Annotated in this window: 26 protein-coding genes; 12 read left to right on the top strand and 14 right to left on the bottom strand. The window is 63.1% G+C overall.

Annotated elements, in window-relative coordinates:
* Positions 1 to 219 precede the first annotated feature (219 nt).
* Entirely contained in the window at positions 220 to 1305 is a 1086-nt protein-coding gene (locus BLU35_RS18845; RefSeq protein ID WP_199536446.1) for a YeiH family protein, read from the bottom strand.
* A gap of 81 nt (positions 1306 to 1386) precedes the next feature.
* Between BLU35_RS18845 and BLU35_RS18840 the strand changes: the two genes are divergently transcribed.
* The 3 genes from BLU35_RS18840 (at position 1387) to BLU35_RS18830 (ending at position 3854) form a co-directional block, all read left to right on the top strand.
* Positions 1387 to 2256, top strand: a complete 870-nt coding sequence (locus tag BLU35_RS18840; RefSeq protein WP_093234023.1) for a LysR family transcriptional regulator — start codon at positions 1387 to 1389, stop codon at positions 2254 to 2256.
* Positions 2257 to 2336: 80 nt separating this feature from the next.
* Positions 2337 to 2792, top strand: a complete 456-nt coding sequence (locus tag BLU35_RS18835) for a GyrI-like domain-containing protein (protein ID WP_113511358.1) — start codon at positions 2337 to 2339, stop codon at positions 2790 to 2792.
* Between the two features lie 183 nt (positions 2793 to 2975).
* The gene (locus BLU35_RS18830) at positions 2976 to 3854 is read left to right on the top strand and encodes a DMT family transporter (RefSeq protein WP_058321187.1); all 879 of its coding nucleotides are present in this window, start codon (positions 2976 to 2978) and stop codon (positions 3852 to 3854) included.
* A 51-nt stretch (positions 3855 to 3905) separates the two neighbouring features.
* Here BLU35_RS18830 and BLU35_RS18825 read toward each other — a convergent pair whose 3' ends face one another.
* The 3 genes from BLU35_RS18825 to BLU35_RS18815 form a co-directional block, all read right to left on the bottom strand.
* Entirely contained in the window at positions 3906 to 5456 is a 1551-nt protein-coding gene (locus tag BLU35_RS18825; RefSeq protein WP_093234037.1) for a DEAD/DEAH box helicase, read from the bottom strand.
* A 295-nt stretch (positions 5457 to 5751) separates the two neighbouring features.
* Entirely contained in the window at positions 5752 to 6852 is a 1101-nt protein-coding gene (locus BLU35_RS18820; RefSeq protein ID WP_093234021.1) for a DNA alkylation repair protein, read from the bottom strand.
* A gap of 34 nt (positions 6853 to 6886) precedes the next feature.
* Positions 6887 to 7186 (bottom strand): hypothetical protein, encoded by a 300-nt coding sequence (locus BLU35_RS18815; protein WP_057252963.1) that lies wholly within the window; start codon positions 7184 to 7186, stop codon positions 6887 to 6889.
* A gap of 147 nt (positions 7187 to 7333) precedes the next feature.
* On the opposite strand from BLU35_RS18815, the gene BLU35_RS18810 reads away from it, so the two are divergent.
* Positions 7334 to 8008 (top strand): helix-turn-helix transcriptional regulator, encoded by a 675-nt coding sequence (locus BLU35_RS18810; protein WP_058321186.1) that lies wholly within the window; start codon positions 7334 to 7336, stop codon positions 8006 to 8008.
* 126 nt (positions 8009 to 8134) lie between these two features.
* Entirely contained in the window at positions 8135 to 8584 is a 450-nt protein-coding gene (locus BLU35_RS18805) for a host attachment protein (protein WP_057252966.1), read from the top strand.
* A 66-nt stretch (positions 8585 to 8650) separates the two neighbouring features.
* Here BLU35_RS18805 and BLU35_RS18800 read toward each other — a convergent pair whose 3' ends face one another.
* Together BLU35_RS18800 and mnmC2 are read right to left on the bottom strand one after the other, a co-directional pair.
* Complete coding sequence (locus BLU35_RS18800; RefSeq protein ID WP_093234020.1) at positions 8651 to 10237, bottom strand: trimethylamine methyltransferase family protein; 1587 nt, start codon at positions 10235 to 10237, stop codon at positions 8651 to 8653.
* A 254-nt stretch (positions 10238 to 10491) separates the two neighbouring features.
* On the bottom strand, positions 10492 to 11223 hold the full coding sequence (mnmC2, locus tag BLU35_RS18795) for a tRNA (5-methylaminomethyl-2-thiouridine)(34)-methyltransferase MnmC2 (protein WP_093234036.1): 732 nt from the start codon (positions 11221 to 11223) through the stop codon (positions 10492 to 10494).
* Between the two features lie 39 nt (positions 11224 to 11262).
* Between mnmC2 and BLU35_RS18790 the strand changes: the two genes are divergently transcribed.
* Positions 11263 to 12405 (top strand): NAD(P)/FAD-dependent oxidoreductase, encoded by a 1143-nt coding sequence (locus BLU35_RS18790; protein WP_093234019.1) that lies wholly within the window; start codon positions 11263 to 11265, stop codon positions 12403 to 12405.
* Between the two features lie 169 nt (positions 12406 to 12574).
* On the opposite strand, the gene BLU35_RS18785 is transcribed toward BLU35_RS18790, so the two are convergent.
* Positions 12575 to 12958, bottom strand: a complete 384-nt coding sequence (locus tag BLU35_RS18785; RefSeq protein WP_093234018.1) for a PRC-barrel domain-containing protein — start codon at positions 12956 to 12958, stop codon at positions 12575 to 12577.
* Positions 12959 to 13224: 266 nt separating this feature from the next.
* Between BLU35_RS18785 and BLU35_RS18780 the strand changes: the two genes are divergently transcribed.
* From BLU35_RS18780 to uraH, 5 genes are all read left to right on the top strand, one after another.
* On the top strand, positions 13225 to 14025 hold the full coding sequence (locus BLU35_RS18780; RefSeq protein ID WP_058321181.1) for a DUF1045 domain-containing protein: 801 nt from the start codon (positions 13225 to 13227) through the stop codon (positions 14023 to 14025).
* Between the two features lie 127 nt (positions 14026 to 14152).
* Entirely contained in the window at positions 14153 to 15082 is a 930-nt protein-coding gene (gene puuE, locus BLU35_RS18775) for an allantoinase PuuE (RefSeq protein WP_093234017.1), read from the top strand.
* Positions 15082 to 15585, top strand: a complete 504-nt coding sequence (uraD, locus tag BLU35_RS18770) for a 2-oxo-4-hydroxy-4-carboxy-5-ureidoimidazoline decarboxylase (RefSeq protein ID WP_057252976.1) — start codon at positions 15082 to 15084, stop codon at positions 15583 to 15585. The genes puuE and uraD overlap by 1 nt, the downstream gene beginning before the upstream one ends.
* Positions 15586 to 15672: 87 nt before the next feature.
* On the top strand, positions 15673 to 16170 hold the full coding sequence (locus tag BLU35_RS18765; protein ID WP_093234016.1) for an ureidoglycolate lyase: 498 nt from the start codon (positions 15673 to 15675) through the stop codon (positions 16168 to 16170).
* A gap of 167 nt (positions 16171 to 16337) precedes the next feature.
* Entirely contained in the window at positions 16338 to 16700 is a 363-nt protein-coding gene (gene uraH / locus BLU35_RS18755; protein ID WP_057252980.1) for a hydroxyisourate hydrolase, read from the top strand.
* Between the two features lie 194 nt (positions 16701 to 16894).
* On the opposite strand, the gene BLU35_RS18750 is transcribed toward uraH, so the two are convergent.
* From BLU35_RS18750 to BLU35_RS18735, 4 genes are all read right to left on the bottom strand, one after another.
* Positions 16895 to 18031: an alpha-hydroxy acid oxidase gene (locus BLU35_RS18750; protein WP_057252982.1), complete on the bottom strand. Its 1137-nt coding sequence runs from the start codon at positions 18029 to 18031 to the stop codon at positions 16895 to 16897.
* Positions 18032 to 18146: 115 nt separating this feature from the next.
* Positions 18147 to 19463: a guanine deaminase gene (gene guaD / locus BLU35_RS18745; RefSeq protein WP_093234015.1), complete on the bottom strand. Its 1317-nt coding sequence runs from the start codon at positions 19461 to 19463 to the stop codon at positions 18147 to 18149.
* Positions 19460 to 20698 carry a urate hydroxylase PuuD gene (gene puuD / locus BLU35_RS18740; protein WP_057252985.1) on the bottom strand — a complete coding sequence of 413 codons (1239 nt, stop codon included), beginning with the start codon at positions 20696 to 20698 and terminating at the stop codon, positions 19460 to 19462. The genes guaD and puuD overlap by 4 nt, the downstream gene beginning before the upstream one ends.
* 73 nt (positions 20699 to 20771) lie before the next feature.
* A complete protein-coding gene (locus tag BLU35_RS18735; RefSeq protein ID WP_057252987.1) occupies positions 20772 to 21686 on the bottom strand; it encodes a LysR substrate-binding domain-containing protein in 915 nt (304 codons plus the stop codon).
* A 29-nt stretch (positions 21687 to 21715) separates the two neighbouring features.
* On the opposite strand from BLU35_RS18735, the gene BLU35_RS18730 reads away from it, so the two are divergent.
* On the top strand, positions 21716 to 22036 hold the full coding sequence (locus tag BLU35_RS18730; RefSeq protein ID WP_058321176.1) for a hypothetical protein: 321 nt from the start codon (positions 21716 to 21718) through the stop codon (positions 22034 to 22036).
* Between the two features lie 18 nt (positions 22037 to 22054).
* Here BLU35_RS18730 and xdhB read toward each other — a convergent pair whose 3' ends face one another.
* The 3 genes from xdhB to BLU35_RS18715 all read right to left on the bottom strand — a co-directional run bounded on the left by xdhB (position 22055) and on the right by BLU35_RS18715 (position 26754).
* Positions 22055 to 24391, bottom strand: a complete 2337-nt coding sequence (gene xdhB, locus BLU35_RS18725) for a xanthine dehydrogenase molybdopterin binding subunit (RefSeq protein WP_058321175.1) — start codon at positions 24389 to 24391, stop codon at positions 22055 to 22057.
* Positions 24392 to 24393: 2 nt separating this feature from the next.
* Positions 24394 to 25869, bottom strand: coding sequence for a xanthine dehydrogenase small subunit (gene xdhA, locus BLU35_RS18720; protein WP_057254312.1), 1476 nt, complete (start codon positions 25867 to 25869; stop codon positions 24394 to 24396).
* Positions 25870 to 25977: 108 nt separating this feature from the next.
* Positions 25978 to 26754 carry a 3-hydroxybutyrate dehydrogenase gene (locus BLU35_RS18715; protein WP_057252991.1) on the bottom strand — a complete coding sequence of 259 codons (777 nt, stop codon included), beginning with the start codon at positions 26752 to 26754 and terminating at the stop codon, positions 25978 to 25980.
* Positions 26755 to 26928 lie beyond the last annotated feature (174 nt).

Below are 26928 nucleotides of genomic sequence, written 5' to 3'. Positions count from 1 at the left end.
GGCGTGGTCCCCTTATTTTTGACCATTTGAGTACAACGCTGGTTGCAATGCAAGAAGCGTGCTCAGTCGCCGGAAAAGAAAATTGGCATCGATCTTCTCGCCCATTCACGGGGAAAACTGCCCAACAACCCGGCAGCGGGATCCGGCCGCCGAAAGGTGTGGCGGCCGAGCGGCTGCAAAATATGCATATGCTCTAAAATTGGGCGCGGATTTTCGGTGCTAGCCGAGGCCCAGGCAAGGGATCGCGAGCGCTGACAGGATGCAGAGCACGAGAAGCGAGAGCAGGGCAGCGGCACTGGCGCGCGGGCCGGCATTGGCGAGCGTGCGGACGTCGACCTCGAGGCCGAGAGCGGCCATGGCGATGACGGTCAGCCAGGTGGAGACCTTCACGGCGCCTGTCGCGACCGGGTCGGGGACTACGCCGCTATTGCGGGCAATGGCGACGACCAGGAAACCGAGGATGAACCAGGGGACGAAGTGGGCGACAGGAGTGAGGCGCGATCCCACTGTGCGGCGTTCGCTCGGTGCGGCTTCAGGTTCAGCATCGCGGCCGCCGATCAGCGAGAAACAGAAGACGACGGGGCCGAGCATCAGCACGCGCACGAGCTTGACGAGCGTGCCGACCTGAACCGAGAGCGAACTGAAAGGGCTGGCAGCGGCGAGAACCTGCGGCACGGCATAGACGGTCATGCCGGCAAAGACGCCGTAGCCCTGCGGAGTCATGCCGAGCCAGCCGCCGACGAAGGGTAGAGACAGGACGACGGCGATGCCGAGAATGGCGGTAAAGGAAATGGCGGCGGCAACCTCTTCGCCGCGGGCGCCGATTGCCGGAGCGACGGCGGCGATGGCGGAATTGCCGCAGATGGCGTTGCCGCAGGCGATCAAGGTCGCGAGCCGCTTCGGCAGGCCGAGCAGCCGTGCGATCAGGTAGCCGGTGGCGATCGACATGACAACCATGGCGACGATGGTGACAAGCAGGGTCGGCCCGCTTTCGGCGAGCGCATCGAAGCTCAGCATGGCGCCGATCAGGACGATTGCGGTCTCCAGCAGAACCTTGGCGGAGAAATGGATGCCGGAGAGGAAGCGGGCGCTGGGCGTCCAGATCGTGCGGACGAGGGTGCCAAGCAGAATGGCAAGAACGAGGGCCTCCAGCCATGCCCGGCCCGTCCAGCGCCACTCGATCCATTCAAGGCCGATGGCCGCGAGCGCGACGAGGCAGCAGAGGAAAAGGCCCGGAAGAATGCAGGTCAGGCGGGAGGAGGCGGAGCAAAATGCGGAGCGAAATGTGGGATGCGATCTGGACATGGCGGGCAACCTACGCCGATCCATGAATCAGTCTAACGGATTATTCTTGTCATTCTGATCGATTTTTGCGATTGATTTGCCATGACACTCGATCAACTTAGAATCTTCGTCGCGGTCGCCGAGCGCCTGCACATGACGAAAGCCGCCGAGGCGATGAACGTCACCCAGTCGGCCGCAAGTGCTGCCATCGCGGCGCTCGAAACCCAGCACGACGTGCGTCTGTTCGATCGCGTCGGCCGTGGTCTGGCACTGACGGACGCGGGCAAGACGTTCCTGCCGGAGGCGAGGGCGGTTCTCGCTCGGGCGATGGCCGCGGCGGCCTGCCTCAACGATCTTTCCCAGCTTCGCCGCGGCGAACTGTCGATTGCCGCTAGCCAGACGGTTGCGAGCTACTGGCTGCCGGCGCGTCTGGCGCGCTTCACCCACGACTATCCGCAGGTCGACGTGAAACTCACCGTGCGCAACACCGCCGTCGTTGCCGAGGCGGTAGAGGAGGGGACGGTGCAGCTCGGCTTCGTCGAAGGGCGGGTCGATGGTGCCAAGCTCGACCACCGCCGCGTCGCGGTCGATCGCATCGCGGTCTATGCTTCGCCCATGCATCCGATTATTGGCGCCCCGGTCAACCTGGAGATGCTGCTTGCCGCGCGCTGGGTGCTGCGTGAAGAGGGCTCCGGCACGCGGGCAATGTTCCTGCAATCGATGGGGGATTATGGAGCGGAGCTTGACGGGTTGAAGATCGAGCTCGAGCTGCCTTCGAACGAAGCGGTGCTGACGGCGGTCGAAAGCGGTCCTTTCGTCACGGCCGTGTCCCGGCTCGCCGCCCAGCCCTTCGTTGATAGCGGCCGGCTGGTCGAGTTGCCGTTTGAACTGGCGGAGCGCAATTTCGAACTCTTGACCCATCGCGAGAGGCAGTTCAGCCACGCGGCCCGCGCCTTCGTGGAACTGCTTTGAGGCAAATTCCGTTCTACTCCTGCGATTGGCCTTCGTGTGACAGGCCAAAAATTGCAGGACCTTCGTTTGATGAGGTGGTCATGGCGTTCGAAATCGTCGAAAGACCGGCCCAGCGTATAGCCGGCTCGTTTTGGGAAGGCACTTTTGGTGAGGCGGCCGATGGAGCCGTGCGCCGGCTGATCGCCGAGATGCAGGGGCACCATCAACATCTTCACCCGGGGGATCATGCGGCATTGGTCGGCCTTTCCTGGAACGACCGCCCGGACGGCTTCCGCTATCTTGTCGGCTACATCTCCGACAAGGCCGAGACAACGGTTCATCCCGGGCATGTCGACCTGCCGGCCATGCGTTTTGTCACCGCCTTGCATCATCCGGAAAGCGGCGACGCCTTTGCCCACTATCAGAGAATGTTCGACTGGATGGCGGCTGAGGGACACGCTGCCGATACCACCGTGCTGCACTATCGCGAGGAATATGATCCGGGCTTCGTTTCGCTGTCGCTTTCCTCGCTCCGGCTGATGGTTCCGATTGGCTGATGCTTGCCATCAGAAAAATTGCTTTGACCATCAGTGTGGTCGCGTCTACTTGCCTCAATGCCTAAATCGCAATGATTAGGCTCGAAATCATCCGGTAGATCAGAGTATTCAGCGACTTGAGGCCGCCTTCCGTTGAGCGGGCTGTACGCCGCCGCTCTGCCGCCGTTATCCGATAGGCCCATCATGCTCGCCCGCCTGGCTCCCGCCATCTTCGTTCTGCTCTGGTCGACCGGCTGGGTCGTCGCGAAATATGCGGCTGCCTACGCGGATCCGCTGACCTTTCTGGTTTTGCGCTACACGCTGGCGATCGCGCTCTTCATCCTGTTTTGCATCGTCACCGGCGCCCGGTGGCCAAAGTCCTGGTCGGTGGCCGGCCATGCCGTGGTGTCAGGCATGTTTTTGCACGGGCTCTATCTCGGCGCCGTCTGGTGGGCGATCGGTGAGGGTGTTCCCGCCGGTATCTCCGGCATCATTGCCGGCCTGCAGCCGTTGATGACTGCCGTCGCGGCGGCCTTCGTGATCGACGAAAAGCTGACGACCCAACAGAAGCTCGGACTGGTGCTCGGTTTCTTCGGCATTGCGCTAGCCGTGCTGCCGAAGGTGCTGGCGATAGATACCGGCGCGACGCCGATCCACCTCCTGCCTGTCATCGTCAACGTGCTCGGCATGGCCGCCGTCACCTATGGCACGCTCTATCAGAAGCGCCATCTCCAGAGCGGCGACATCCGCAGCATCGCAGCACTGCAATATCTCGGCGCGCTGATCGTGACGATCCCGCTGGCGCTGCTGCTGGAAGATCTGCACGTCACCTGGAACCTCCAGGTCGTGCTCGCACTCGCCTGGTCGGTCCTAGGGCTTTCGATGGGCGCGATTGCGCTGCTGCTCTATCTCATCCGCCGCGGCCAGGTGTCGCGCGCAGCCTCGCTCATCTATCTCGTGCCGCCGCTTGCCGCAGTGCAGGCGTGGCTCTTCTTCGGCGAAGCGCTGACGCTGCCGATGGTCATCGGAACGGTGATCGCCGTCGCGGGCGTTTATCTTACCAACCGCAAGCAGCGGGCATAAAAAAACGGCGGGTCGCTTAGGCCCGCCGTTCATTTCAGCGATTTTTAGAAATCAGCCCTGGTGGCCGCGGTTGCCGCCGTTGCCACGACGCTGGCCCTGGCCGCCTTCGCGACGCTCGCCACCACCACGGTTTTCGGTGCGGCCGCCATGGTTGCGGTCGCGACGGTCGCCCTGCTTCTGGCCGGGACGTCCGTGGTGCTTCTTGCCTTCGTGATTGCGGTTGCCTTCGCCACGGCCGTCGTTTTGCGGATGGCCATGATCGCGACGCTCCTGACGCTGCGGACGGCGCTCGTCGCGCAGCAGGTCGTCACCGGTAAAGCCGCTGGTGGCGGCAACCGGCTCTCCGGCCGGACGCTCACGGCGTGGAGGACGGCCGCCGTTCTGGTGCTGGCCGCCGCCATTGCCCTTGCGGTGGCCGGCGCCGTTATTGCCGCGGCCGCTGCGGCTCTTGGAGGGGCGGGCCTGGTCGGCCGGCGCTTCGCCGCTGGCAACAGCAATGTTGATGCCCATCAGCTTCTCGATGTCGCGAAGCAGGCGGATTTCGTCCGGAGCGCAGAAGGCAATCGCGATGCCGTCGCGGCCGGCGCGCGCGGTGCGGCCGATGCGGTGAACATAGGCATCAGGCACTTCCGGCAGGTCGTAGTTGTAGACGTGGGTGACGCCGGGGATGTCGATGCCGCGGGCGGCGACGTCGGTTGCGACCAGCACGCGGATCTCGCCGTCACGGAAGGCCTTCAGTGCCCGCTCGCGCTGGCCCTGGCTCTTGTTGCCGTGGATCGAGGCGGCCTTGAAGCCCACGTGGTCGAGGTGCTTCATCAGCTTCTCGGCACCATGCTTGGTGCGGCTGAAGATCAGCGACAGGCCGTCCGGATTGTCGGTCAGCGTCTTCTTGAGGATGGTCGTCTTCAGGTCCTTGCCGGGAACGAAGTGAACATACTGTTCGACCTTGTCGGCGGCCTTGCCCGGAGGTGTGACTTCAACCTTGATCGGGTTGGTCAGGTACTCGCCGGCAAGCTCGGCAATCTGCTTCGGCATGGTGGCCGAGAACAGCAGCGTCTGGCGGTTCTTCGGCACGAGCTTGGAAATCTTGCGCAGGTCGTGGATGAAGCCGAGGTCGAGCATCTGGTCGGCTTCGTCGAGCACGAGGTAGCGCCCTTGCGTCAGCGTCACGGCCTTGCGGTTGACGAGATCGAGCAGGCGGCCCGGCGTTGCGACCAGGATGTCGACGCCGCGGGCGAGCTGTTCGGTCTGCTTGTTGATCGAGACGCCACCGACGACAACGCCGATCTTCAGCGGAGACTTCTTGACGAAGAGCTTGAGGTTGGCAGCGATCTGGTTGACCAGTTCGCGAGTCGGGGCCAGTACGAGGGCGCGGATGTTGCGCGGATCGGGGCGCTTGCCTTCGGCAACGAGCTTTTCGATCATCGGCAGGCCGAAGGCGGCCGTCTTGCCGGTGCCGGTCTGGGCGAGACCGATGAGATCGTTGCCCTTCAGCACCTGAGGAATTGCCTGCGCCTGGATCGGCGTCGGTTTTTCGAAGCCGTTGGCGGACAGGGTCTCCAGAATGTGCTCGGAGAGGCCGAGATCTTTAAAGGTGGACAAATGCATATACCTTTTGGGGGCGCCAAACGCATTCGCCGGAACCGCATCCTTGCTGTTCCGGTGTCGTTTGGCGTCAAGAACCCCGCGTGAATTGGGAACTTGTGGGTTAAGAAAAAAGTCGTCAAGCGCCTGTGCTGTCGCCGCTTGCGGCGTATGGGTGCGCTTTTCCTTCTTCACGGCTTTCTGTGGTGCCGAGGGCGCGCTCACGCGGCGGCCTGAAGGTGACGCTGGGCACCATGTCGTCGTTTTGGGCGAAAAAGTCAAGGTGCATCTTTTCGCAGGTGCGAAATGAGATCTACTCCAGCGCGAGATCAAAGCCGGCTTCAGCCGCTTCCTGGCCGTTGACGAGAATGACGACGCGGTGCGCGCCCGGATAGTAACGTCGGGTGGTGATCGGTCGGATCGCATGCCGTTTTTCGATCTCGATCGAGCCGCCGGGCTCAAGCGTCGCCGAGGTCCATTTGAACACTTTCGGCGATGTCGCGCCGTTCGCCTTGCGGTGATGCACGGCGTAATCGATCATCACCTTCTGGCTCGTCTCGGCGTCATGACTGACGGCCAGGCGCAGGCCGACGCTTTCGCCGAGCACGATCTCGGAGCGGTCGAGCGTGAACCTGGCATTGATGCCAGCCGGGGGCGCGAAGCCGAAATTGCCAAGCGCGTCCGGGTGGCCCTGCTTCAGGAGCGTGCGCGAGGCATGGCGCAGCAACTGGCGGCGCTCCGGTGATGCGTCGCCGATATGCCCCGCGACGAAAGCCACCACCAGATCCGCATGGTCCTTGGCGATGTCGTTGAGGCTGTTGGCAACCGAGCGGCGCACATAGTCCTCGGGGTCATCGATCAGGGCCGTCAGCATCGGCAGGATTGGATTCGGATCGCGGATGAGTTTCGGCAGCCGCATGGCCCAGGGTAGGCGCGGGCGCGTGCCTTCGCTCGCCAGCCGGCGGACGTGATGGTTGGCGTCTTGGGTCCAGGAGCGGATCGTCGCAAGAGCGCGCTCCTGATCGCGATCGATGAAGACGCGAATGCCGAACTCGGCGGTGAAATGCGGCGTCAGTGCACGCAGCAGCGACAGCGACAGGTCGAACTCCCCAAGGCCGCGCAAGGCAACGTACTGGCTGAGGGGGAGCAATGCCCAGCCGCTGAGACCGGACGCATCGTCTCGGGGCAGGCAGGCCGCAAGAATGGCGGCCGCTTCAGGGAACGGCTGCGGCAGTGTTTCGACCAGCGCATCACGGATCTTGAGCGAACGCTGCATCAGTTCCAGCGTTTCGAGGCCGTCGCTTGCGAGCCGCAGGAATTTCTCCCGATCGAAGGCGCTGGTGCTGCGGGCGATCCGGTCGGCAATGTCCGTGACGACGCCGGAGTGCAGCAGGTTCTTCAGTGGTTCGGCCATCGCTCGGCAGTCCTTCGCTCGTTTCTCTGGCCGCTCAGATCTTCTGGCCGTCGGTAAAATGCTGCACCAGCATTACCGCGCTGATCGTCGCCGCGTAAGGCGCAAACTCCGGATCGACCCGAACGCGCTCACCGGCCGATTGGGCGGCCTCAAGCGTCTCCCATTCGACCAGGTCCGCAAACATGCCCGAGGTCTCGCAGGAATCGACGGCGCGCCAGGAGACGAACCCGGGATAGCGGGAAACGGCCTGCATCGCCCGGCGGCGCGTGGCTGTCGCCGCGGGTTTGTCGAGAACGATGCAAACGGCAAGCTCAAGGATGTGGTCGCTGGTCATGTTCATGCTCCATGTCTGTTGGAGCTTGATTTAGCATAGGGCAACTGACAGCCTTATGGCCATAGTCGACACCGGCATGCTTGTGCCTGCCGGACGGTCGCTATAGCCCTTTCAAACGTGGGAGAGAATGGCGAAGGGAGACCACGGATGAGACCCGCCGACCGGCTGTTTCGCATTATCCAGCTCCTGCGCGCGACCGGCCGGGCGATGACGGCGCGGGAGATCGCCGAGAAGATGGAGGTCGCGCAGCGGACGATCTATCGCGACATGGAGCATCTGATCGCTTCCGGTGCGCCAATCGATGGCGAGCGTGGTGTCGGCTATCTGCTGCGCGGGGCCTTCGACGCGCCGCCGCTCGCCTTCACCTTCGAGCAGCTCGAAGCGCTCGCCTTCGGTGCCAGGGCCGTGCAGATGCTGGGCGACGGGCGACTTGCGCGATCGGCGCGCGAGGCGATGGAGAAGATCGCCCACGGCTTGCCTCCCGAACACCGGCAGCGGCTGATGGCGGCGCCACTTCGCGCCTTCCGCTCGGCGCTCCAGCCGGAACCGCCGGCACTGCTGGGCGATCTGCGCCAGGCGATCGCGGAGCGGCGCAAGCTTCGCCTCAGCTATGACAGCCTCAAGAACGAGCACTCCGAGCGGATCATCTGGCCGCTCGGTCTCAGCGTCTTCGGCCACTTCTGGCTGCTGACGGGCTGGTGCGAGCTGAGGTCGGATTTCCGCGATTTTCGCGTCGACAGGATCAGCTCCGTTCACGTCGAGCGCGAGCGTTACGAGGTGACAGCGGAGCGCAGCTTCGAGGCCTATGTCGCGCGGATGTAACCGCCGCTACAGGCCGAAACAAATGCTGCTGAGCGGCGTTTTGATGGAACCGAACCGAGCCTCGCGCGTTTCCTTCCAGGGCCTTTTCGGCCCGCCACGATCAACACCTTTCACTGGGAGACAATCGTGCAGAACCGGACATGGATACTGGTCGCGGACGGCAACACCGCGCGCATCGTCAAGGGCGTGAACCTCTTGAAGGAGGAACGCCAGCGGCCGGACGAGGAAACCTTTCACACCGAACCGAAACGCGTTCAGGACATCATGGCGGATAAGCCGGGCAGAGCGCACTCGTCCGACGGGCACGGCCGCTCCGCCATGGAATACAAGAGCGATCCCGTTCGCGAGGAGCAGCAGCGCTTCGTCGCCGACGTTGCTGAAAGGCTGGAAAGTTACGCGGCCGACCACGCTTTCGACAGCCTGGTGATCTGCGCCGCCCCAAGGACGCTCGGCGATTTCAGAAAACAGCTCTCCGCGCATGTGAGGGAGCGGACGGTCGCTGAGATTGACCGCAATTGTGTCGCTGCAACGACGGAGCAATTGATCGCTACGGCGCGGGCTGCCGTCTTTCCCTGAGCCCGGCTTGTAGGGCTCGCCTCCATACTAGCGGCTGCTCGTGCAATCAGCCAACGCGGCGCTCCGTCAGAAGTCCGTCGGGACGCCGCCCTCTGTCTTACGTCTGGCGACAAAGGCATCAAGTTCCTCTTCGATCGCCGGATCGAGCGGCGGGCGCTCATATTCGTTGAGCTTCTGCTTGAAGATCCGGTTGGCATGATCGTAGGTGGTCGGCCGTCCGGCTTCTGTCCAGGTCTCGAAGTTGCGCCAGTCGGACAGGATAGGCGAATAGAAGGCGGTCTCGTAGCGCTGCAGCGTGTGCAGCGTCCCGAAGTAATGGCCGCCGGGGCCGACGTCGCGCACGGCGTCGAGGCCGAGGGCATCCTCGCTGACATCGAGCGGCGTCAAATATTCCGCCACCATCTGCAACATGTCGACGTCGAGAATGAACTTCTCGAAGGAGGCCGTGAGCCCGCCCTCGGTCCAGCCGGCCGCGTGCATGACGAAGTTGCCGCCGCCCTGCGTCAGCGCCCAGAGCGACATGGCGGACTCGTAGGCGGCCTGCGCGTCGAGCGTGTTGGCGGCATTGGTGTTCGAGGTGCGGTAGGGGATGTTGTAGCGGCGGGCGAGCTGGCCGCCGGCGACCACCGCCTTCATGTATTCCGGCGTGCCGAAGGCGGGTGCGCCGGTCTTCATGTCGACGTTCGAGGTGAAACCGCCATACATGACGGGTGCGCCGCGCCTGACCATCTGGGTGAAGGCGATGCCGCACAGTGCCTCGGCGTTCTGCTGGACCAGCGCGCCGGCGATCGTCACCGGTGCCATCGCGCCGGCCAATGTGAAGGGCGTGACCACCACCACCTGGTTGCGCGAGGACATCTCGATGATGCCCTGCAGCATCGGTCCGTCGAGGCGGAGCGGAGAGGAGGTGTTGATGATGGTGAACAGCGAAGGCTCGCGCTCCATCTGCTCCATGGAGATGCCGCGGCCGATGCGGGCGATCTCGATACCGTCGGTGTTGCGCTGCTTCCCAAGCGAATAGGCGTGGAAGACCTTGTCGGTGAGCTTCACCATGTCGGAGAGGCAGTCGAGATGGCGGACTGAGGCATGCAGATCGACCGGCTCGACCGGATAGCCGCCGGTCGTGTGCACGATGTCGTAGGACTGTGCGAGTTTCACCAGCTTGCGGAAGTCTTCGTGGTTGCCGGTGCGGCGACCGCCGTCACGATCGGCGACGAAGGGCGCGCTGGCGATCTGGGCGAAGACGAGATTGTTGCCGCCGATCGCGACGTTGCGCGCGGGGTTGCGGGCATGCATCGTGAAGGCCGGAGGCACGGAGGCGATCATGTCCATGATCAGCCCGCGGTCGAAGCGCACTCGGTCGGTGCCGGGCGTCACGTCGGCGCCGACGGCCTTCATCCGGTCGCGTGCTTCCGGCAGGATGATGTCCATGCCGATCTCTTCGAGGATGGTCAGCGACGCGTCATGGATCGCTTCGAGCGCATCTTCCGAAAGCACCGTGGACTTTGCCAGCGTATTGACAAGATTGAGATATTTTCCGCCTGTGGACTTGCGGGTCCGCTCAGCGCCGCGGCCACCTGGCCTGCGTCGCCGCTCCAGCGGGGTCGAGGCCGCATCACCGGTTGCTGCATCGGGAAACTGATCGTCGTTCATGAAGGACCCACCGTGTTGCCGATGGGGTTGTGTCGCAGATTCTCGGCGGCGATGGCCCGCCATTTGCGACAGTTCAGTTCTCTTGTGGAGTAAATCGTTTCCGCTGACGCATTTTCGCAGTGCGATGGCGCAACCGTTCAAGACACATCGAAATCGGGGGGAGCGCCTACAGCGCCGCGCGTCTTATCAGACGCGCAAAGGTCGCTGTAGCACTTTGATTTTCTGCATGTCTTTGTCCTTAAATCGAGGTCGATTTAGGGAGACATACAGTAGGGGCGGTCGCCCCGCAGCATCTCGCGCTTGCCGGCGAAACCCTTGCGTTTTTCGACGACGAAGCCGGCGGCCTGAAGATTGCGGCGGACGAAACCGGCGGCCGCATAGGTCGCGAAGCTACCGCTGGGCGCGGTTTTTTCGAAGACGTGCCGCATCAGCTCTTCCGACCACATGTCGGGATTGCGCGAGGGGGCGAAACCGTCGAGATACCAGGCGTCGAACGGATGTTCGGTGCGGGCGACACCTTCGAGCGCCGGACCGCAGACGACCGTGAGGGTGACGCCGTCGCCAAAGTCGATGCGGACGTCACCGTCGGGGTCTGCCGGCCAGCGGGAGATCAGGGCCATCCGTTCCGCATCGATTTCCGGCCAGTGGCTGAGCGCACGGGAAATCTCGTCGGCGGCCATGGGAAATCGCTCGAATGAGACGAAATGCAGGCGGTCGCCGGCTCCAGCGGTTGCCTTCCACTGGCGCCATGTCTCGCAGAAATTGAGCCCGGTGCCGAAGCCCAGTTCGCCGATGCGGAAGGTGCCCGTACCGACCCAGCGCTCCGGCAGGCCGTTGCCCGAAAGGAAGACGTGACCGCATTCCAGCCGCCCATCGGTGCGGCAATAAAAGTGATCGCCAAACTCCCGGGAATAGGGCATATCGCCCTCGTGCCAATCAAGGTTTTGGTGCGCTGGCGGGTCGATCGGGTCTGCTGGTCCTGTCATGGCAAAGGCGATAATCCGCCGGCCGGAGAAGGTCAATCGATGAGCGAGCTTTTGGTCGTCGGCGGCGGTATCATGGGGCTGTGGGCCGCCCTTTCCGCCGCGCGCAAGGGCATGACGGTGCGGCTCGTCGAGCAACAGGCCATCGGTGCCGGCGCGAGCGGCGGCCCACTGGGCGCGCTCATGCCGCATATGCCCGACCGCTGGAATGCCAAGAAGCAATTCCAGTTCGAAGCGCTGGTGTCCCTCGAAGAGGAGATCGCGCAGCTCGAAGCCGAGGCGGGGGTGTCGACCGGCTATCGCCGCACCGGGCGGCTGATGCCGCTCGCCAAGCCGCACTTACGCGACATTGCGCTCCGGCATGAACAGGACGCACGACAGCAATGGCGCGCGGGCGACCGGCAATTCTTCTGGCATGTCCAGGAGGAAGGCCCGAAGGGTTGGCCAGGCACGGAGGCAACGGCGCATGGCGTCGTTTTCGATACGCTGGCCGCGCGGGTGTCGCCGCGCCGCACGCTGTCGGCCCTGCGTGCCGCCCTGTTGCAGTTGCAGAATGTTCAGATCGATGAAGGCTCGGGCGTGCGCGCCATCCTTCCGGCGCACGGCAGGGCCGAGCGTGACGATGGCAGCCGGCTCAGCTTCGACCATTGCATCATCGCTGCCGGCATCGGCAGTTTCCCGCTGATCGATGCTGTGTCGGGGCCGCTGAAAGCGACGAGCGGCACGGCGGTCAAGGGCCAGGCCGCGCTCTTGAGGGCGGATGTCGATCCAGGCCTGCCGGTTATTTTCACCGATGGCGTCTACATCATCGCTCATGACGATGGCCATGTGGCGATCGGCAGCACCAGCGAGAACAGCTTTGCCGATCCACTGTCCACGGACGAACAGCTCGACGATCTCCTTCGACGCGCCACGTTGCTGGCGCCGTGTCTGGCGGATGCGGAGGTGGTCGAGCGCTGGGCCGGGCTCAGGCCAAAGTCGGCGGGGCGCGAACCCATGGTCGGGCGGCACCCTGATCATTCGAACATTTCCGTGCTGACCGGCGGCTTCAAGGTGAGCTTCGGGATTGCGCATCGGTTGGCGCGCTTCGTTGTCGACGAGATCGCCGGTCTCCCGACGCTCGATCTGCCGGAATCCTTCCTGTGCCGGAACCACATTGCGGCGCTTCGCGAGAAGCATCTCTAGAGCATCCCGCTCTCAAGTGGAATCACTGGAAGCGGAAAGATGCTCTAGATTCAAAGTGCTAGAGCGTCCTTTGTGCGTTCACTTGAACGCACGGCGCTCTAGGATCGGGCATAGGAAAGGCCCCGCCGCTGGCGGAGCCTCGAATATTCAGACATTCGAAAGTCCGACCTTACATCCAGTAGGGCGGTACGCCGTAGTAGTCGTAGACGCGACGGCCGTTTTCCTCGTTCCAGTTGTATTCCTCGTTGCCGCGATATTTCGGTGCGCGCTCGACTTGATCGCGCGTCACGTCGGTGCGATAGCCGCCGAGGTTTTCGTCATAGGTCAACTTCGCCCAGGGCAGCGGATAGTGGTCTTCGCCGAGGCCGAGGAAACCGCCGAAACCGAGCACGGCGTAGGCAACGCGACCGCTGCGTTTTTCGATGATCACGCGCTCGATCGAGCCGATGTGCTTGTTGTCGGAGCCATAGACCTTCGTGCCTTCAACCTTGTCGCTTCCGATCAGGGTTTCCTTGATCCGGGCATCCTGCAGGTTTGCGTTGTGATAGCTCACGCTTCTTCTCCATCCTTGATTGTTACCTTGAGGGAACGGCCGTTGGGCTGGATGGTTCCGAAAATCCGGCGCAAGCCGGCGGGATCGCGTGGTTTTGCAGGATCCACTTCGTCAATCTGTCACGCAAATCACCTAAGACGCGGCCAATAGATCACGATGATCCCGAGCCGGATCGGCACTCATAAGCGTGATCGATCTCATTGGAGCGGGGCGGAAAACCGCAGGCATTTTTCCTCATCCCGCTCGAACGGATACCGGAGCCAGACATGCGCTACGCCATTTGTTTTACGCCGCCGATGGCCGACCCGCTTTCCGCGGTTGCCGCAAGCTGGCTTGGGCGCAACGTCTATTCCGGCGAACCGACGGAACTGCCTTCGGTTGCGGGCCTGAGCTCTGCCGACATCGCCTACCATACGGCCGTACCGCGCCGCTTCGGTTTCCATGCGGTGATGATGTCGCCGTTTCGTCTGCATCCGGATATGACGGAATCACAGCTCCTGAAGGCGCTGATGCATTTTGCCGGCGCGCAGACACCGTTCGAAATCGATCGCCTGGAGGTCGCCCGCATCGGCCGGTGCTTTGGCCTGATGCCGCAGGTCCCGAGCACCGCGATGCATCTGCTGGCCGCCAATATCGTTCAGGAGTTCGATGCTTTTCGTGCGCCACTCAGCGAAGACGAGATCGAGCGCTCCGATCCGGATCGGCTGACCGCACCGCAGTTTTCCAACCTGCACCGCTGGGGCGATCCTCATGTGATGGACGAGTACCGCTTTCACATGATGTTGACTGGCCCGCTCGCGTCGGACGCGATACGCCAGGTCGAGGCGCCGCTTCGCGACCTGTTCGAGCCATGCCTGGCGACGCCGCTTGCCATCGGCAGCCTTGCCCTCTTCGTCGAGCAAGAGACCGGCGCGCCCCTGCGCGTGCATTCGCAGCACCCGCTCGGCAAGATCTCCACGAATGCGCGCGCCGAGCGCGCCAAGCGCGTTGCCGCCGATCCCTCTCTTGGTTCGGGATCGATCCGGCCCTTGCCGCTCATCGTCGCGGCATTGATGGCGCATCGCTAGTGAGAGCGCAGAATTCAGCCTTCGTCTCATTCCGAACTCGTCGCCCAGCAACCCTTCGCGGGTAGATTTCGGTATCGACAATCCGGTCGGCGGTGATACCGTTCTGGAAAAATCGAAGGGTGATTTGATGTCTGAGACTAAGTATCCGCGCGACCTCGTTGGCTACGGCCGCAATCCGCCGAAGGCAAACTGGCCGGGCGATGCGCGCATTGCCGTGCAGTTCGTGCTGAACTACGAGGAGGGCGGCGAGAGCTGCATTCTCGATGGCGACGCGGCGTCCGAATGTCTGCTGTCCGAGATCGTCGGCGCGCAGCCCTGGCAGGGACAGCGTAATCTCAACATGGAATCGATCTACGAATATGGCGCACGCTCCGGTTTCTGGCGGCTGTGGCGCATGTTCACGAGCCGTAACGTTCCGCTGACGGTCTACGGCGTGACGCTCGCCATGGCGCGCAATCCGGAAGCGGTTGCGGCCATGAAGGAAGCCGGCTGGGAAATCGCCAGCCACGGCCTGCGCTGGCTGGAATACAAGGATTTTCCGGAGGAGGTCGAGCGCGAGCATATCCGCGAAGTCGTCCGTCTGCATACGGAACTGACCGGCGAGCGCCCGCTCGGCATCTACCAGGGCAAGCCTTCGGCCAATACGCTGAAGCTGGTGCTGGAGGAGGGCGGCTTCCTCTATTCCTGCGACAGCTACGCCGACGAACTGCCCTATTGGTTGCCGGGGCTGCCGGCCGACAAGCCGCATCTGATCATCCCCTATACGCTCGATACCAACGACATGCGTTTTGCCACCAACCAGGGCTTCAACTCCGGCGACCAGTTCTTCACCTATCTCAAGGACAGCTTCGACGTGCTCTATGAGGAAGGCCGTCAGGGCGATGCCAAGATGATGAACATCGGCCTGCACTGCCGGCTCGTCGGCCGCCCTGGCCGCGCCGCAGCCCTTGCCCGGTTCATCGATTACGTGATGTCGCACGATAAGGTCTGGGTGCCCAGGCGCATCGACATCGCCAACCACTGGTACCAGCACCACAAGCCGGAAGGGACGCTCTGATGTCCGACCGCGACGCCTTCGTCGCCCGTTTCGGCGGCGTGTTCGAGCATTCGCCCTGGGTGGCCGAACGCGCTTACGATCGCGCCGCGGCGGCGGGTTTGATGGCGGGCAACGTGCATTCGGCGCTCTGCCAGGCTTTTCGTGCGGCGTTGCCGCGCGAAAAGCTGCAAGTGCTGCGCGCCCACCCGGATCTCGCCGGAAAGCTGGCGATCGCGGGCAAGCTTACGGCAGACTCGACCGCCGAGCAGGCGTCTGCTGGCCTCGATCGGTTGACGCCCGAGGAACATCAGCGCTTCACGGCGCTGAACGATGCCTACACGAAGAAATTCGGCTTCCCCTTCATCATCGCCGTGAAGGGGCTCACCAAGGGTCAGATTCTCGCCTCCTTCGAAAGCCGCATTGACAATTCGCCCGAAGAGGAATTTGAAACCGCTTGCGCGCAGGTGGAGAAAATCGCCCGCCTGCGGCTGCAGTCGATGCTTCCTGGAGACGAAAATGCCTGACAAAACCGTTCGATACGCGTCCTCGCACATGGGGGAGGCCATCGAACCGGACTTCGCACGCGCGCCAATGCAGGAGGTTAACGCCTGATGTCGCGCCTGCTTACGATCGAACCGCTGACGCGCGACGCCTTTGCACCCTTCGGAACCATCATCGAAGCCGATCCGGCGACGATGCGCTACATCAACGGCGGCAACACGGAACGTTTCCACGGGCTGGCGCGCGCCGATGTGATCGGCGACGGCGCCAATGTCATCATCAACATCTTCCGCGGTCAGCCCCGCGCTTTTCCCTATGCGGTGACGATGATGGAGCGCCACCCTCTCGGCAGCCAGAGCTTTTCACCGCTCGACGATCGCCCCTGGCTCGTCGTCGTCGCCGAAGACGAGAACGGGCGTCCGGGCACGCCGCGGGTATTCCAGGCGAGCGGCAAGCAAGGGGTCAATTACGGCCGCAACGTCTGGCATCACCCGTTGATGTCGATCGGCGCCGTCAGCGATTTCCTGATCGTCGATCGCGATGGGCCGGGCAACAACCTCGAAGAGTATTTCTACGACGAGTCCTTCGTCATTTCGAGCCCAGTCTAGCGGCATGATGAGAAGTGCGTGCGGTTCGCCGCGCGCATGTCGCCCTACAGCGCCGCGCGTCTTATCAGACGCGCAAAGGTCGCTGTAGCACTTTGATTCACTGCATGTTTTTGTCCTTTAATCGGCTACGATTAAAGGAAACATGCAGTAGCAGAAAAGAGGATACCATGAGCAGCACCGGCCGCCTGACGACCCATGTACTCGACACCGCGCTCGGCAAGCCGGCCGAAGGCCTGCGCATCGATCTCTATTGGCTGGAGGGCGAAGAGCGACAGCTGATCCGGACCGTCCACACCAACAGCGACGGCCGTGTCGACGGGCCGATGGTCGAAGGCGTCGGCTTCATGGCCGGCAATTACGAGCTGGTCTTCCACGCCGGCGACTACCTGCGCCGGTCAGGCACGACGCTGCCGGAACCGGCCTTCCTCGACCGAATCCCCTTGCGCTTCGGCATTGCCGATCCGGCGAGCCACTATCACGTGCCGCTGCTGCTTTCGCCCTATGGGTATTCGACCTATCGGGGGAGCTGAGCGCGCAGGGGTCTTGCGCTCGCTTCGCGTTTTGCCGGAAGGGCCACTCCAAGCTCCCTCATCCTCGCCCTTGTGGCGGGGATCCAGCGACCCGAAGTCTGTCGGGTCAAAAGACCTTTCAGCCCAAGGACTTGGGCTGGCTAGATTCCTGTGACAAGCACAGGAATGAGGGCGGGAGTGGCTGATGCCGTGGCCTATTCCGCCAGGATGCTGCGGTCGACGTCGTTGATGTTGCGTTTGCCGCAGAGCGCCATGGTGATGTCCATCTCCTTGCGGATGATTTCCAACGCCTTGGTCACCCCGTCCTTGCCCATGGCGCCGAGGCCATAGAGGAAGGGGCGGCCGATATAGGTGCCCTTGGCGCCCATGGCGACGGCCTTCAGCACATCCTGGCCGGAGCGGATGCCGCCGTCGAGATGCACTTCGATCTGGTGGCCAACCGCATCGACGATGCGCGGCAGCATGCTGATGGAGGAGTGGGCGCCGTCGAGCTGGCGGCCGCCATGGTTGGAGACGATAATCGCATCGGCACCGGTCGCCGCCGCCATCTTGGCGTCTTCGGGATCGAGAATGCCCTTGAGGATCAGCGGTCCGCCCCAACGCTCCTTGATCCACTCGACGTCCTTCCACGAAAGCTGCGGGTCGAACTGTTCCGCCGTCCAGGCGCCGAGCGAAGAAAGATCGGTAACGCTCTTTGCGTGGCCGACGATGTTGCGGAAGGTGCGGCGCTTGGTGCCGAGCATCTTCATGCACCAGCCGGGGCGCGTCGCCATCTGCCAGAGATGCTTCGGCGTCATCTTCGGCGGCGCGGAGAGGCCGTTGCGCAGGTCCTTGTGACGCTGGCCGAGGATCTGCAGGTCGAGCGTCAGCACCAGCGCCGAGCACTTCGCCGCCTTGGCGCGGTCGATAAGGTTCAGCACGAATTCGCGCTCGCGCATGACGTAAAGCTGGAACCAGAAGGGCTTGGTGGTGACCGAGGCGACGTCCTCGATCGAGCAGATGCTCATGGTCGAGAGCGTGAAGGGGACACCAAAGGCTTCGGCGGCCTGGGCCGCCAGCATCTCGCCATCGGCGTGTTGCATGCCGGTGAGGCCGGTTGGGGCAAGCGCCACCGGCATCGAAACCTTTTGACCGATCATCGTCGTTTCGAGCGACCGGTCGGTCATGTCGACCAGCACCCGCTGGCGCAACTTGACCTTGGCGAAATCCTCCTCGTTGGCGCGATAGGTGCCTTCGGTCCAGGCGCCGCTGTCGGCGTAGTCGAAGAAGAGCTTCGGCACGCGACGTTTGGCGAGCGCCTTGAGATCGCTGATTTCGAGGATTTGCGTCATGAAAACGGCCTTCGTCCAACGGAGATTGAACGAGCCATTACCATGTTTGCCGGAGGCTTGTTAATAGCCAGAACGCAGAGAGGTCAATTTTCTTGACCTCTCTGGATTTGCGCGGTCACGCGGCGGCGAGTGCCGATTTCGCCGGCTTGCCGGCGACATAGGTTTCGACGATCGCGCGGTCGTCGCCCATGGTCTGCAGCAGGAAAAGCTCGTCGGCGAGCGAATTGACCACTTCGGCCCGAAGCGCCATCGCCGGCGTCGCCGCCATGTCGAGCACGATGAAGTCGGCATCGGTTCCGGCTTCGAGCGTGCCGATCCTGTCGACGAGCGACAGCGCCTCGGCATTGCCGCGCGTCATCATGAAGAAGCTGTCGAAGGGGGTCAGCCGCTCGCCCTGTAGTTGCAGGATCTTGTAGGCCTCGTCGAGCGTCTTCAACATCGAATAGCTGGTGCCGCCGCCGATGTCGGAGGCGACCGAGGTGCGCACAGGCTTGTCCCTACGGGTAAGCGCCCGAAGCGGAAAGAGGCCGGAGCCGAGGAAGAGGTTGGAGGTCGGGCAGAAGACGGCGACCGAGCCGGTCTCGCTCATCGCGTCCGCCTCGCGATCCGAAAGATGGATGCAGTGGCCGAACAGGCTTTTCGGCCCGAGCAGGCCGTAGCGGGCGTAGACGTCGGTATAGTCCTTGGCTTCCGGATAGAGCTCGCAGGTAAAGGCGATCTCGTCGCGGTTTTCCGAAAGATGTGTCTGCACGTGTAAATCGGGGAACTCGTGCACCAGCGATTTGGCGACGTCCATCTGTTCCGGCGTCGAGGTGATGGCGAAGCGCGGGGTAATGGCCACATGGTTGCGGCCCTTGCCGTGCCAGTCGCGGATGACGGCGCGGGTTTCGTCATAGCCCATCTGCGGCGTGTCGAGCAGGCCTTGAGGGGCGTTGCGGTCCATCATCACCTTGCCGGCGACCATGCGCATGTCACGGCGCAGCGCTTCGGCGAAGAAAGCGTCGGCGGACGCCTTGTGCACCGAGCAATAGGCCGTCGCCGTCGTCGTGCCATGGCGGACCATCTCGTCGAAGAAGCGCTTCGCGATCCGCTCGGCATGGGCGGTTTCGACGAAACGGCACTCCTCCGGGAAGGTGTAGGTGTTCAGCCATTCGAGCAGATTGGCGGCATAGGAGGCCATCACCTGCATCTGCGGGAAATGCAGGTGCGTGTCGATGAAGCCGGGCACGATCAGGTGCGGGCGATGATCGATTTCCGCCACACCTTCAGGCGCGCTTGTCTTCACCACGGCGTAAGCGCCACTCGCAAGGATCTGGCCACCCTCGACCAGAAGTGCGCCGTCGCTCTCATAGCCATAGGCGGCGCTGTCGTCGATCGACGTTGGCGCGCGGTGGAAGCTCAGCAGTCGGCCGCGGATGAGGGTGGTGGTCATTGTGTCTTGCCTTCCTCGACGGCACTTTCGAACCAGGCTGTCAGCAGCTGGCGCTCGTCCGTCGTCATGTCCGTTACATTTCCGGGCGGCATCGCATGGCTGCGCCCGGCCTGGATATAGATTTCGCGGGCATGTGCGGCAATCTCCGCGTCGCTTTCCAGCACAACGCCCTTCGGCGCCTGGGTGATGCCCTCATAAACCGGCTCGGCCGCATGGCACATGGAACAACGGGTCGAGACCGTGTCCTTGACGGCGGGGAAGTGCGCGTTCGCGGCGAAGCGCGAAAAGACCGGTGCGACCTCGGCCTTCTCGCCGCCGGTCAGCACCTTCGGCACGGTCGAAAGCCACATGATCAGGATGAAGAGAAGCGCCGTGACGAGCCAGGTCCAGGTTGGCTTGCCCTTGCGGGCATGGGTGGTGTTGAACCAGTGGCGGATGGTGACGCCCATCAGGAAGACGAGTGCGGCGATGATCCAGTTGAAAGCCGTCGCGAAGGCCAGCGGATAGTGGTTCGACAGCATGAAGAAGATGACCGGCAGCGTCAGGTAGTTGTTGTGCAGCGAGCGCTGTTTCGCCTGGGCGCCGAGCTTCGGATCCGGCGTGCGCCCGGCGATGAGATCGGCGACGACGATCTTCTGGTTGGGGATGATGATAAAGAAGACGTTGGCCGACATGATCGTCGCGGTAAACGCGCCAAGATGCAGGAAGGCGGCGCGGCCGGTGAAGACCTGCGTGTAGCCCCAGGCCATGACGACGAGCGCCACATAGAGCAGCGCCATCAGCCCCCAGGTGTTGCCGCCGATCGGCGACTTGCAGAGCAGATCGTAGAAGATCCAGCCGATGCCGAGCGAGGCAAGCGAGATCAGGATCGCTGTGGTTGCGGAGATATCGAGCACATGGCGGTCGATCAGGAAAAGATCGGCGCCGCCGTAATAGACGAGACAGAGCATGGCGAAGCCCGAGAGCCACGTCATGTAGGATTCCCATTTGAACCAGGTGAGATGCTCAGGCATCGAGGCCGGCGCCACCAGGTATTTCTGGATGTGGTAGAAGCCGCCGCCATGCACCTGCCACTCCTCGCCATAGGCGCCGACCGGCAGGTGGTCGCGCTTCGTGAGGCCGAGGTCGAGCGCGATGAAATAGAAGGATGAGCCGATCCAGGCGATGGCCGTGATCACGTGCAGCCAGCGGACGGCAAAGGCCAGCCATTCCCAGGCAATGGCGAACTCGTACATTCAGATCCCCTTTTGTCTCTATCGCTGCACCTTGCGCAAAAACGACGGAGGGGAAAAGGGGGCAGGGCTCTCGTCAAGCGCTATTTGCGTGCAGGAAGCTCGGCGGACAAAGCTCGCCGAGGATCCAGTCGCGGAAAATCCGGATCTTGGGCGTGTTGCGGCGCGCGTGCGGATAGGCAAGCCAGTAGTCGCAGCCGTCGCTGCAGCGCAGATCAAAGGGCTGGTAGAGCCGGCCGAGCGCGACATCATCCGGATAGAATTCCGGCGTCAGGATGGCGACGCCCTGGCCGGCGACGGCTGCGCGTGCCTCGAAGGTCTGTGCGCCAAGCCGGCTGTGCGGCCGTCCCTCGAGATCGGGATCGTCGACCCCGGCGGCCTTGAACCACATCGGCCACCAGGGATCGCCGGCATCGATGATGCGAAGCTTCAAGAGGTCGCGTGGTTCGTGTACGCCGCCGATGGTCTCGGCGAGCGCCGGGCTCAGCATCGGGCTGAACTCGACGCGCATGAGCGGATGGGTGTCGAGGCCGGGCCAGACGCCCCCGCCGGAGCGGATCGCGAGGTCCGCGGGCTCGCGGCTAAAATCGGTGAGCGAGTCGCTCGTCGTCAGCCGCACGGCGATGTTGGGATGGGCAAGCTGGAAGCTGCCGATGTTGCGGGCAAGCCATTGCGAGGCGAAGGTCGGGGTCGAACTGATGAGGAGCGCGCTGTCGATATCGCCGCGGGCATTGGAGACGGCTTCCTGCAGCATCTCGAAGGCTTCGGTCACACGCGGTGCCAGCCGCTGGCCGACGTCGGTCAGCGAGATCTGACGCGGGCGCCGCAGGAAAAGCGGTTCGCCGACATTCTCCTCGATCAACTTGATCTGGTAGCTGACGGCGGTCTGGGTCATGCCCAGTTCTTCGCCGGCCTTGGTGAAACTGCCGAGCCTGGCGACCGCTTCGAAGACCCGCAGCGCATTCAGCGGAAACTGCTTCGACATCTTCATGGATAAGTTCTCTTGATGCATGCAGACGGATGTTCGATTGGATTTCGATCCTCCTCCACGGCATCCTCCAAGTCAACTTCCCAAGACGAACAGGTGCTGAAATGAGTTGCGACACATTCGAACGTACTGAAAGAAAACCATTTCTTTCAATCGAGCCGGTCATACGGCTCACGGCTGCCCTGTTCGGCGGCCTCGTTGCCCCCAAGCCGATGCTGGATGTCAACGCTCTCTCCGACCACATGAAGAGAGATATGGGTTTCATGGATGTCCATAGCCCGCATAGCGACGACGAGGAGGCGATGGCCAACGCCCGTCGCCTGCTCAGCATCAATGAGTTGCCGCGGATTTGAGGCAAATCTTGATGGCCGTCAGCGATCTCGCAGACGCTCGACGGCCATCAGCACACGCTCCGGTGTTGCCGGGGCATCGAGCCGCGGGCACTCGCGATAATCCGCGACACTGGCGACTGCCATGGAAAGCGCCTCCAGAACCGAGATCGGCAGCATGAAGGGCGGCTCTCCTACCGCCTTGGAGCGGCCGATGGTCTTCTCGGTATTGCTCGACCATTCGGCGAGCTTCACATTGAAGATCTTCGGCCGGTCGGAAGCGAGCGGGATCTTGTAGGTGGAGGGGGCGTGGGTGCGAAGCCGGCCCTTGTCGTCCCACCACAGTTCCTCCGTCGTTAGCCAGCCCATCCCTTGCACGAAGCCGCCCTCGATCTGGCCGATGTCGATCGCCGGGTTCAACGAACGGCCGACATCGTGCAGCACGTCGACACGGTCGACCATGTATTCGCCGGTCAGCGTATCGACAGACACTTCCGAAACCGAAGCGCCATAGGCGAAATAGTAGAAGGGTGTGCCGCGGCCGCTGGCACGGTCCCAGTGGATCTTCGGCGTCTTGTAATAGCCGGCCGCCGACAGCTGGATGCGGCCCATATAGGCCTGCTTGATGAATTCGGGGAAAGGCACCAGCTCTTCACCGATCTTCACATGGTTGGGCACGAAGCTGACATGATCAGGCGTCGTCTGCCAGCGCTCGCAGGCGAAGGCGACCAGCCGCTCCTTGATCTGGCGCGCGGCGTCATGAGCCGCCATGCCGTTCAAGTCCGAGCCCGAGGAGGCGGCGGTCGCAGAGGTGTTCGGCACCTTGCCGGTGGTTGTCGCGGTGATGCGCACCCGGTCGAGGTCGACCTGGAAACTGTCGGCGATCACCTGCGCCACCTTGATGTAGAGGCCCTGGCCCATCTCGGTGCCGCCATGGTTCAGGTGGATCGAGCCGTCCTGGTAGATGTGCACCAGAGCCCCCGCCTGATTGAAGGCGGTCATGGTGAAGGAGATGCCGAACTTCACTGGCGTTAGCGCGATGCCCTTGCGGATGATGCGGCTCGTCTTGTTGAAGTCGAGGATTGCCTGACGGCGTGCCTGATAGTCGGCGCTCTCCTCAAGCTCGGCGACGATGCGGGCAATGATGTTGTCTTCGACCTTCTGGTGGTAGGGCGTGACGTCCCGGCCCGAGCCGCTCTCGCCATAGAAGTTCAGCTTGCGGATTTCGAGCGGATCCTTGCCGAGCTGGTAGGCGATTTCCTCGAGGATGCGTTCGCCGCCGAGCATGCCTTGAGGCCCGCCGAAACCGCGATAGGCGGTGTTCGAGACCGTGTTGGTCTTCAGCGGCTGCGAGGTGAGCTTCACATGTGGGTAGAAATAGGAGCTGTCGGCATGGAAGAGTGCCCGGTCGGTGACGGGGCCGGAGAGGTCCGACGAAAAGCCACAGCGCGCCGCATAGTTGGCATGAACCGCATGGATGCGGCCGTCGTCGTCGTAACCGACGTCGTAGTCGACGAGGAAGTCATGGCGCTTGCCGGTTGCCGTCATATCCTCGTCCCGGTCCGGGCGGAATTTCACGGCGCGGTTGAGCTTCTTCGCCGCAACCGCCGCAAGCGCTGCGAACTGATTCCCTTGCGTTTCCTTGCCTCCGAAGCCGCCGCCCATGCGGCGGACGTTCACCGTCACCGCATTTGAGGGCACGCCGAGCACATGCGAGACCATGTGCTGGATCTCGCTCGGATGCTGGGTCGAGGACCAGACGGTGACCTCGTCGTCCTCGCCGGGAATGGCGAGCGCGATATGGCCTTCGAGGTAGAAGTGCTCCTGGCCGCCGACGCGCATTTGCCCTTTGAGCCGGCGTGGCGCTCTTTCCAGCTCCGCCTCGGCGTCGCCGCGCTGCAGGCTCAGCGGCTGCGTCACCAGTTCGCCGCCATGGGCGAGCGAGTCTAGGATGTCGGTGAAATGCGGCAGGTCGCGATAGGTGATTTTCGCCAGCCGTGCCGCCCGGCGGGCGATGTCGCGGGTCTCGGCGATCACCGCAAAGGCGGGTTGTCCATGAAACTGCACGAGACCATCGGCAAGCACTGGCTCGTCATGCAGGTGGCTCGGGCTGATGTCGTTGGAATGCGGCATGTCCTTGGCGGTGAGCACGCAGACGACGCCGGGTACGGCGGCGACGGCCGAGAGGTCCATCGCGGTGATCTCCGCGTGCGCCCGGTCGGTCATGCCGAGTGCGCCATGCAACGTGCCCACGGGTTCCGGCATGTCGTCGATATAGTCGGCGGTGCCGGCGACATGTTTGTGGGCGCTGTCGTGGCGCTGCGCCGCGTGCATCTCGCCCCGGATTGCCTTGCGTTCCTCGAAGGTGGACTTGTCCATGATCATCTGTCTCCCGCGGCGTAGCGCACCAGTTGCGCGGGCTCGCCACCGCTTTCCAGGAAGAAACGCATCAAGAGGTTTTTCGCCGCTAGCATGCGGTAGTCGCTTGTCGCCCGCCAGTCGGTGAGCGGCTGGTAGTCGGTCTCGAAGGCGACTTGTGCTGCGCGAACCGTCTCCTCGGTCCAGGGCTTGCCGATCAGCGCCGTTTCCACATTCGTGGCGCGCTTCGGCGTGCCGGCCATGCCGCCGAAGGCGATGCGGGCGGAGCGGACCACTCCGCCGTCTACCGACAGGCGGAAGGCGCCGAGCAGGGCGGAAATGTCCTCGTCGCGGCGTTTTGAGATCTTGTAGGCGGCAAAGAGATCGCCGGCCGGAAGACTTGGCACGAAGATGCTTTCGACGAATTCGCCCGGCTTACGGTCCTGTTTGCCATAGGCGATGAAGAATTCTTCGAGCGGCAGCGTCCGGCGACCCTCCGTCGAGCGCAGCGTCACGGTGGCGTCGAGCACGATCAAGGGCGGCGGGCTGTCGCCGATCGGCGAGCCGTTGGCGATGTTGCCGCCGATCGTGCCCATGTTGCGCACCTGCTCGCCGCCGATCCGGTCGATCAGCGGGCCGAGGCCGGGAAAGGCTTTGCCAAGCGCGGCATAGGCCATCGTGTAGCTAACGCCGGCACCGATCGTCAGACCCGGCTCCGTCTCCTCGATGCGCTGCAACTCGGCAATGCCGTTGATGAAGATGGCCGGGTTGATCGGCCGCATCTGCTTGGTCACCCAGAGGCCGACATCGGTAGAACCGCCAACCACGGTCGCCCCCGGATTGTCGGCAAGCGCTGTCGCCAGGCCGTCGCCGTCCGCAGGCACGATCAGACAGGTGTCGCCCTGGCGAATGGTGATCGTCTCGGTCGGCGCCAGTGCCTTCAGCCGGGCGGTGATCGTTTCGCGTTCTCGCGTGATCGGGTCGAAGATTTCGGAGGGGCGCGCCTTTGCCGCCGCTTCCGCGGCGCGCACGATCGGCTCATAGCCGGTGCAACGACAGAGGTTGCCCTGCAGCGCCTTTTCGATATCAGCGCGGCTGGGATCGTCGTTTGCGAGCCACAGGCCATAGAGCGACATGACGAAGCCGGGCGTGCAGAAGCCGCATTGCGATCCGTGGAAATCGACCATCGCCTGCTGCACCGGATGCAGCGTCCCGTCCTGGCCGGCAAGATGCTCGACGGTGACGACATGGGTTGCCTGCAGCGAGCCGAGGAAACGGATGCACGCGTTGACGGCTTCATAGACGAGCCTGTCGCCGGCAAGCCTTCCGACGAGCACGGTGCAAGCGCCGCAGTCGCCCTCCGCACAACCTTCCTTGGTGCCGGTCAACCGACGCTCCAACCTCAGGTAATCGAGCAGGGTCGCGGCCGGTGCGATGTCGGAAAGCGCGACCTCGCGATCGTTGAGGATGAAGCTAATGCTTCCGTTTGGCTGGGGCATGCCACTCATTCCCTGCTGCTGCATATTGCCTGAAATCACTTTGATCTTAGGTGGTTATGCAGAAAAGCAAAGGGCCGTAGAAATTTTTGGCTGTGTCCGTGCGTGTGGCTACTGTGCCGTCCAGCCGCCGTCCATCGACACATGCGTGCCGGTGATCTGGGCGGCATCGTCGCCGGCGAGATAGACGGCAAGCGCTGCCACCTGTTCGACGGTGATGAACTTCTTGGTCGGCTGGCCCTTCAGCATCACGTCGTTGATGACCTGCTGTTCGGTGATGCCGCGGGTGCGTGCCTGATCGGGGATCTGCTTTTCGACGAGCGGCGTCAGCACGTAGCCCGGGCAGATCGAATTTGCGGTGATACCGTTTTCGGCGACTTCGAGAGCGACGGTCTTGGTCAGGCCGAGGACGCCGTGCTTGGCGGCGACATAGGCCGCCTTGAATGGCGAAGCGACGAGGCCATGGGCGGAAGCGATGTTGATGATGCGGCCCCAGCCTTTCGCCTTCATGCCGGGAATGGCGGCGCGGATCGTGTGGAAGGAGGAGGAAAGGTTGATCGCGATAATACGATCCCATTGCTCGATCGGGAAATCCTCGACCTTCTCGACATATTGGATGCCGGCATTGTTGACGAGGATATCGACGCTGCCGAAGTGCTCGGTTGCGGTCGCGATCAGATCAGCGATCTCGGCGGGTTTCGTCATGTCGGCGCCGTGATAAAGCACCGTTCCGCTCGTCAGCGCGCTGACGTCGTCCGTCGCTTGTCTGATCTCATCCGGGCTGCCGAAGCCGTTCAGCACGATGTTGGCGCCGCCCTTGGCGAAAGCCTTGGCGATCGCAAGCCCGATTCCGCTCGTCGAACCGGTGATGACCGCTGTTTTCGTCATTGTTGCTCTCTCCCTTCGTGGCGCTGCGGGCTGCTTTGTTGCGGCGCAACAGCGCCAGCCTACGCGTAAAACGGGCGCACTGACAATTGTGTTTTTGAGCTCCGGGCCGCAGAGTTGCCGCGGGGGCCAGCGAAGCCGATCGGTTGCGTTTTGTTTTCGTTTGACATTCGTTTT

This window comes from Sinorhizobium sp. NFACC03 (assembly GCF_900103435.1).
In the GTDB taxonomy this organism is placed as follows: Bacteria; Pseudomonadota; Alphaproteobacteria; order Rhizobiales; family Rhizobiaceae; genus Ensifer.
Note: the sequence above shows the minus strand (reverse complement) of the source record. Positions and strands in the feature narration are given on the sequence as shown.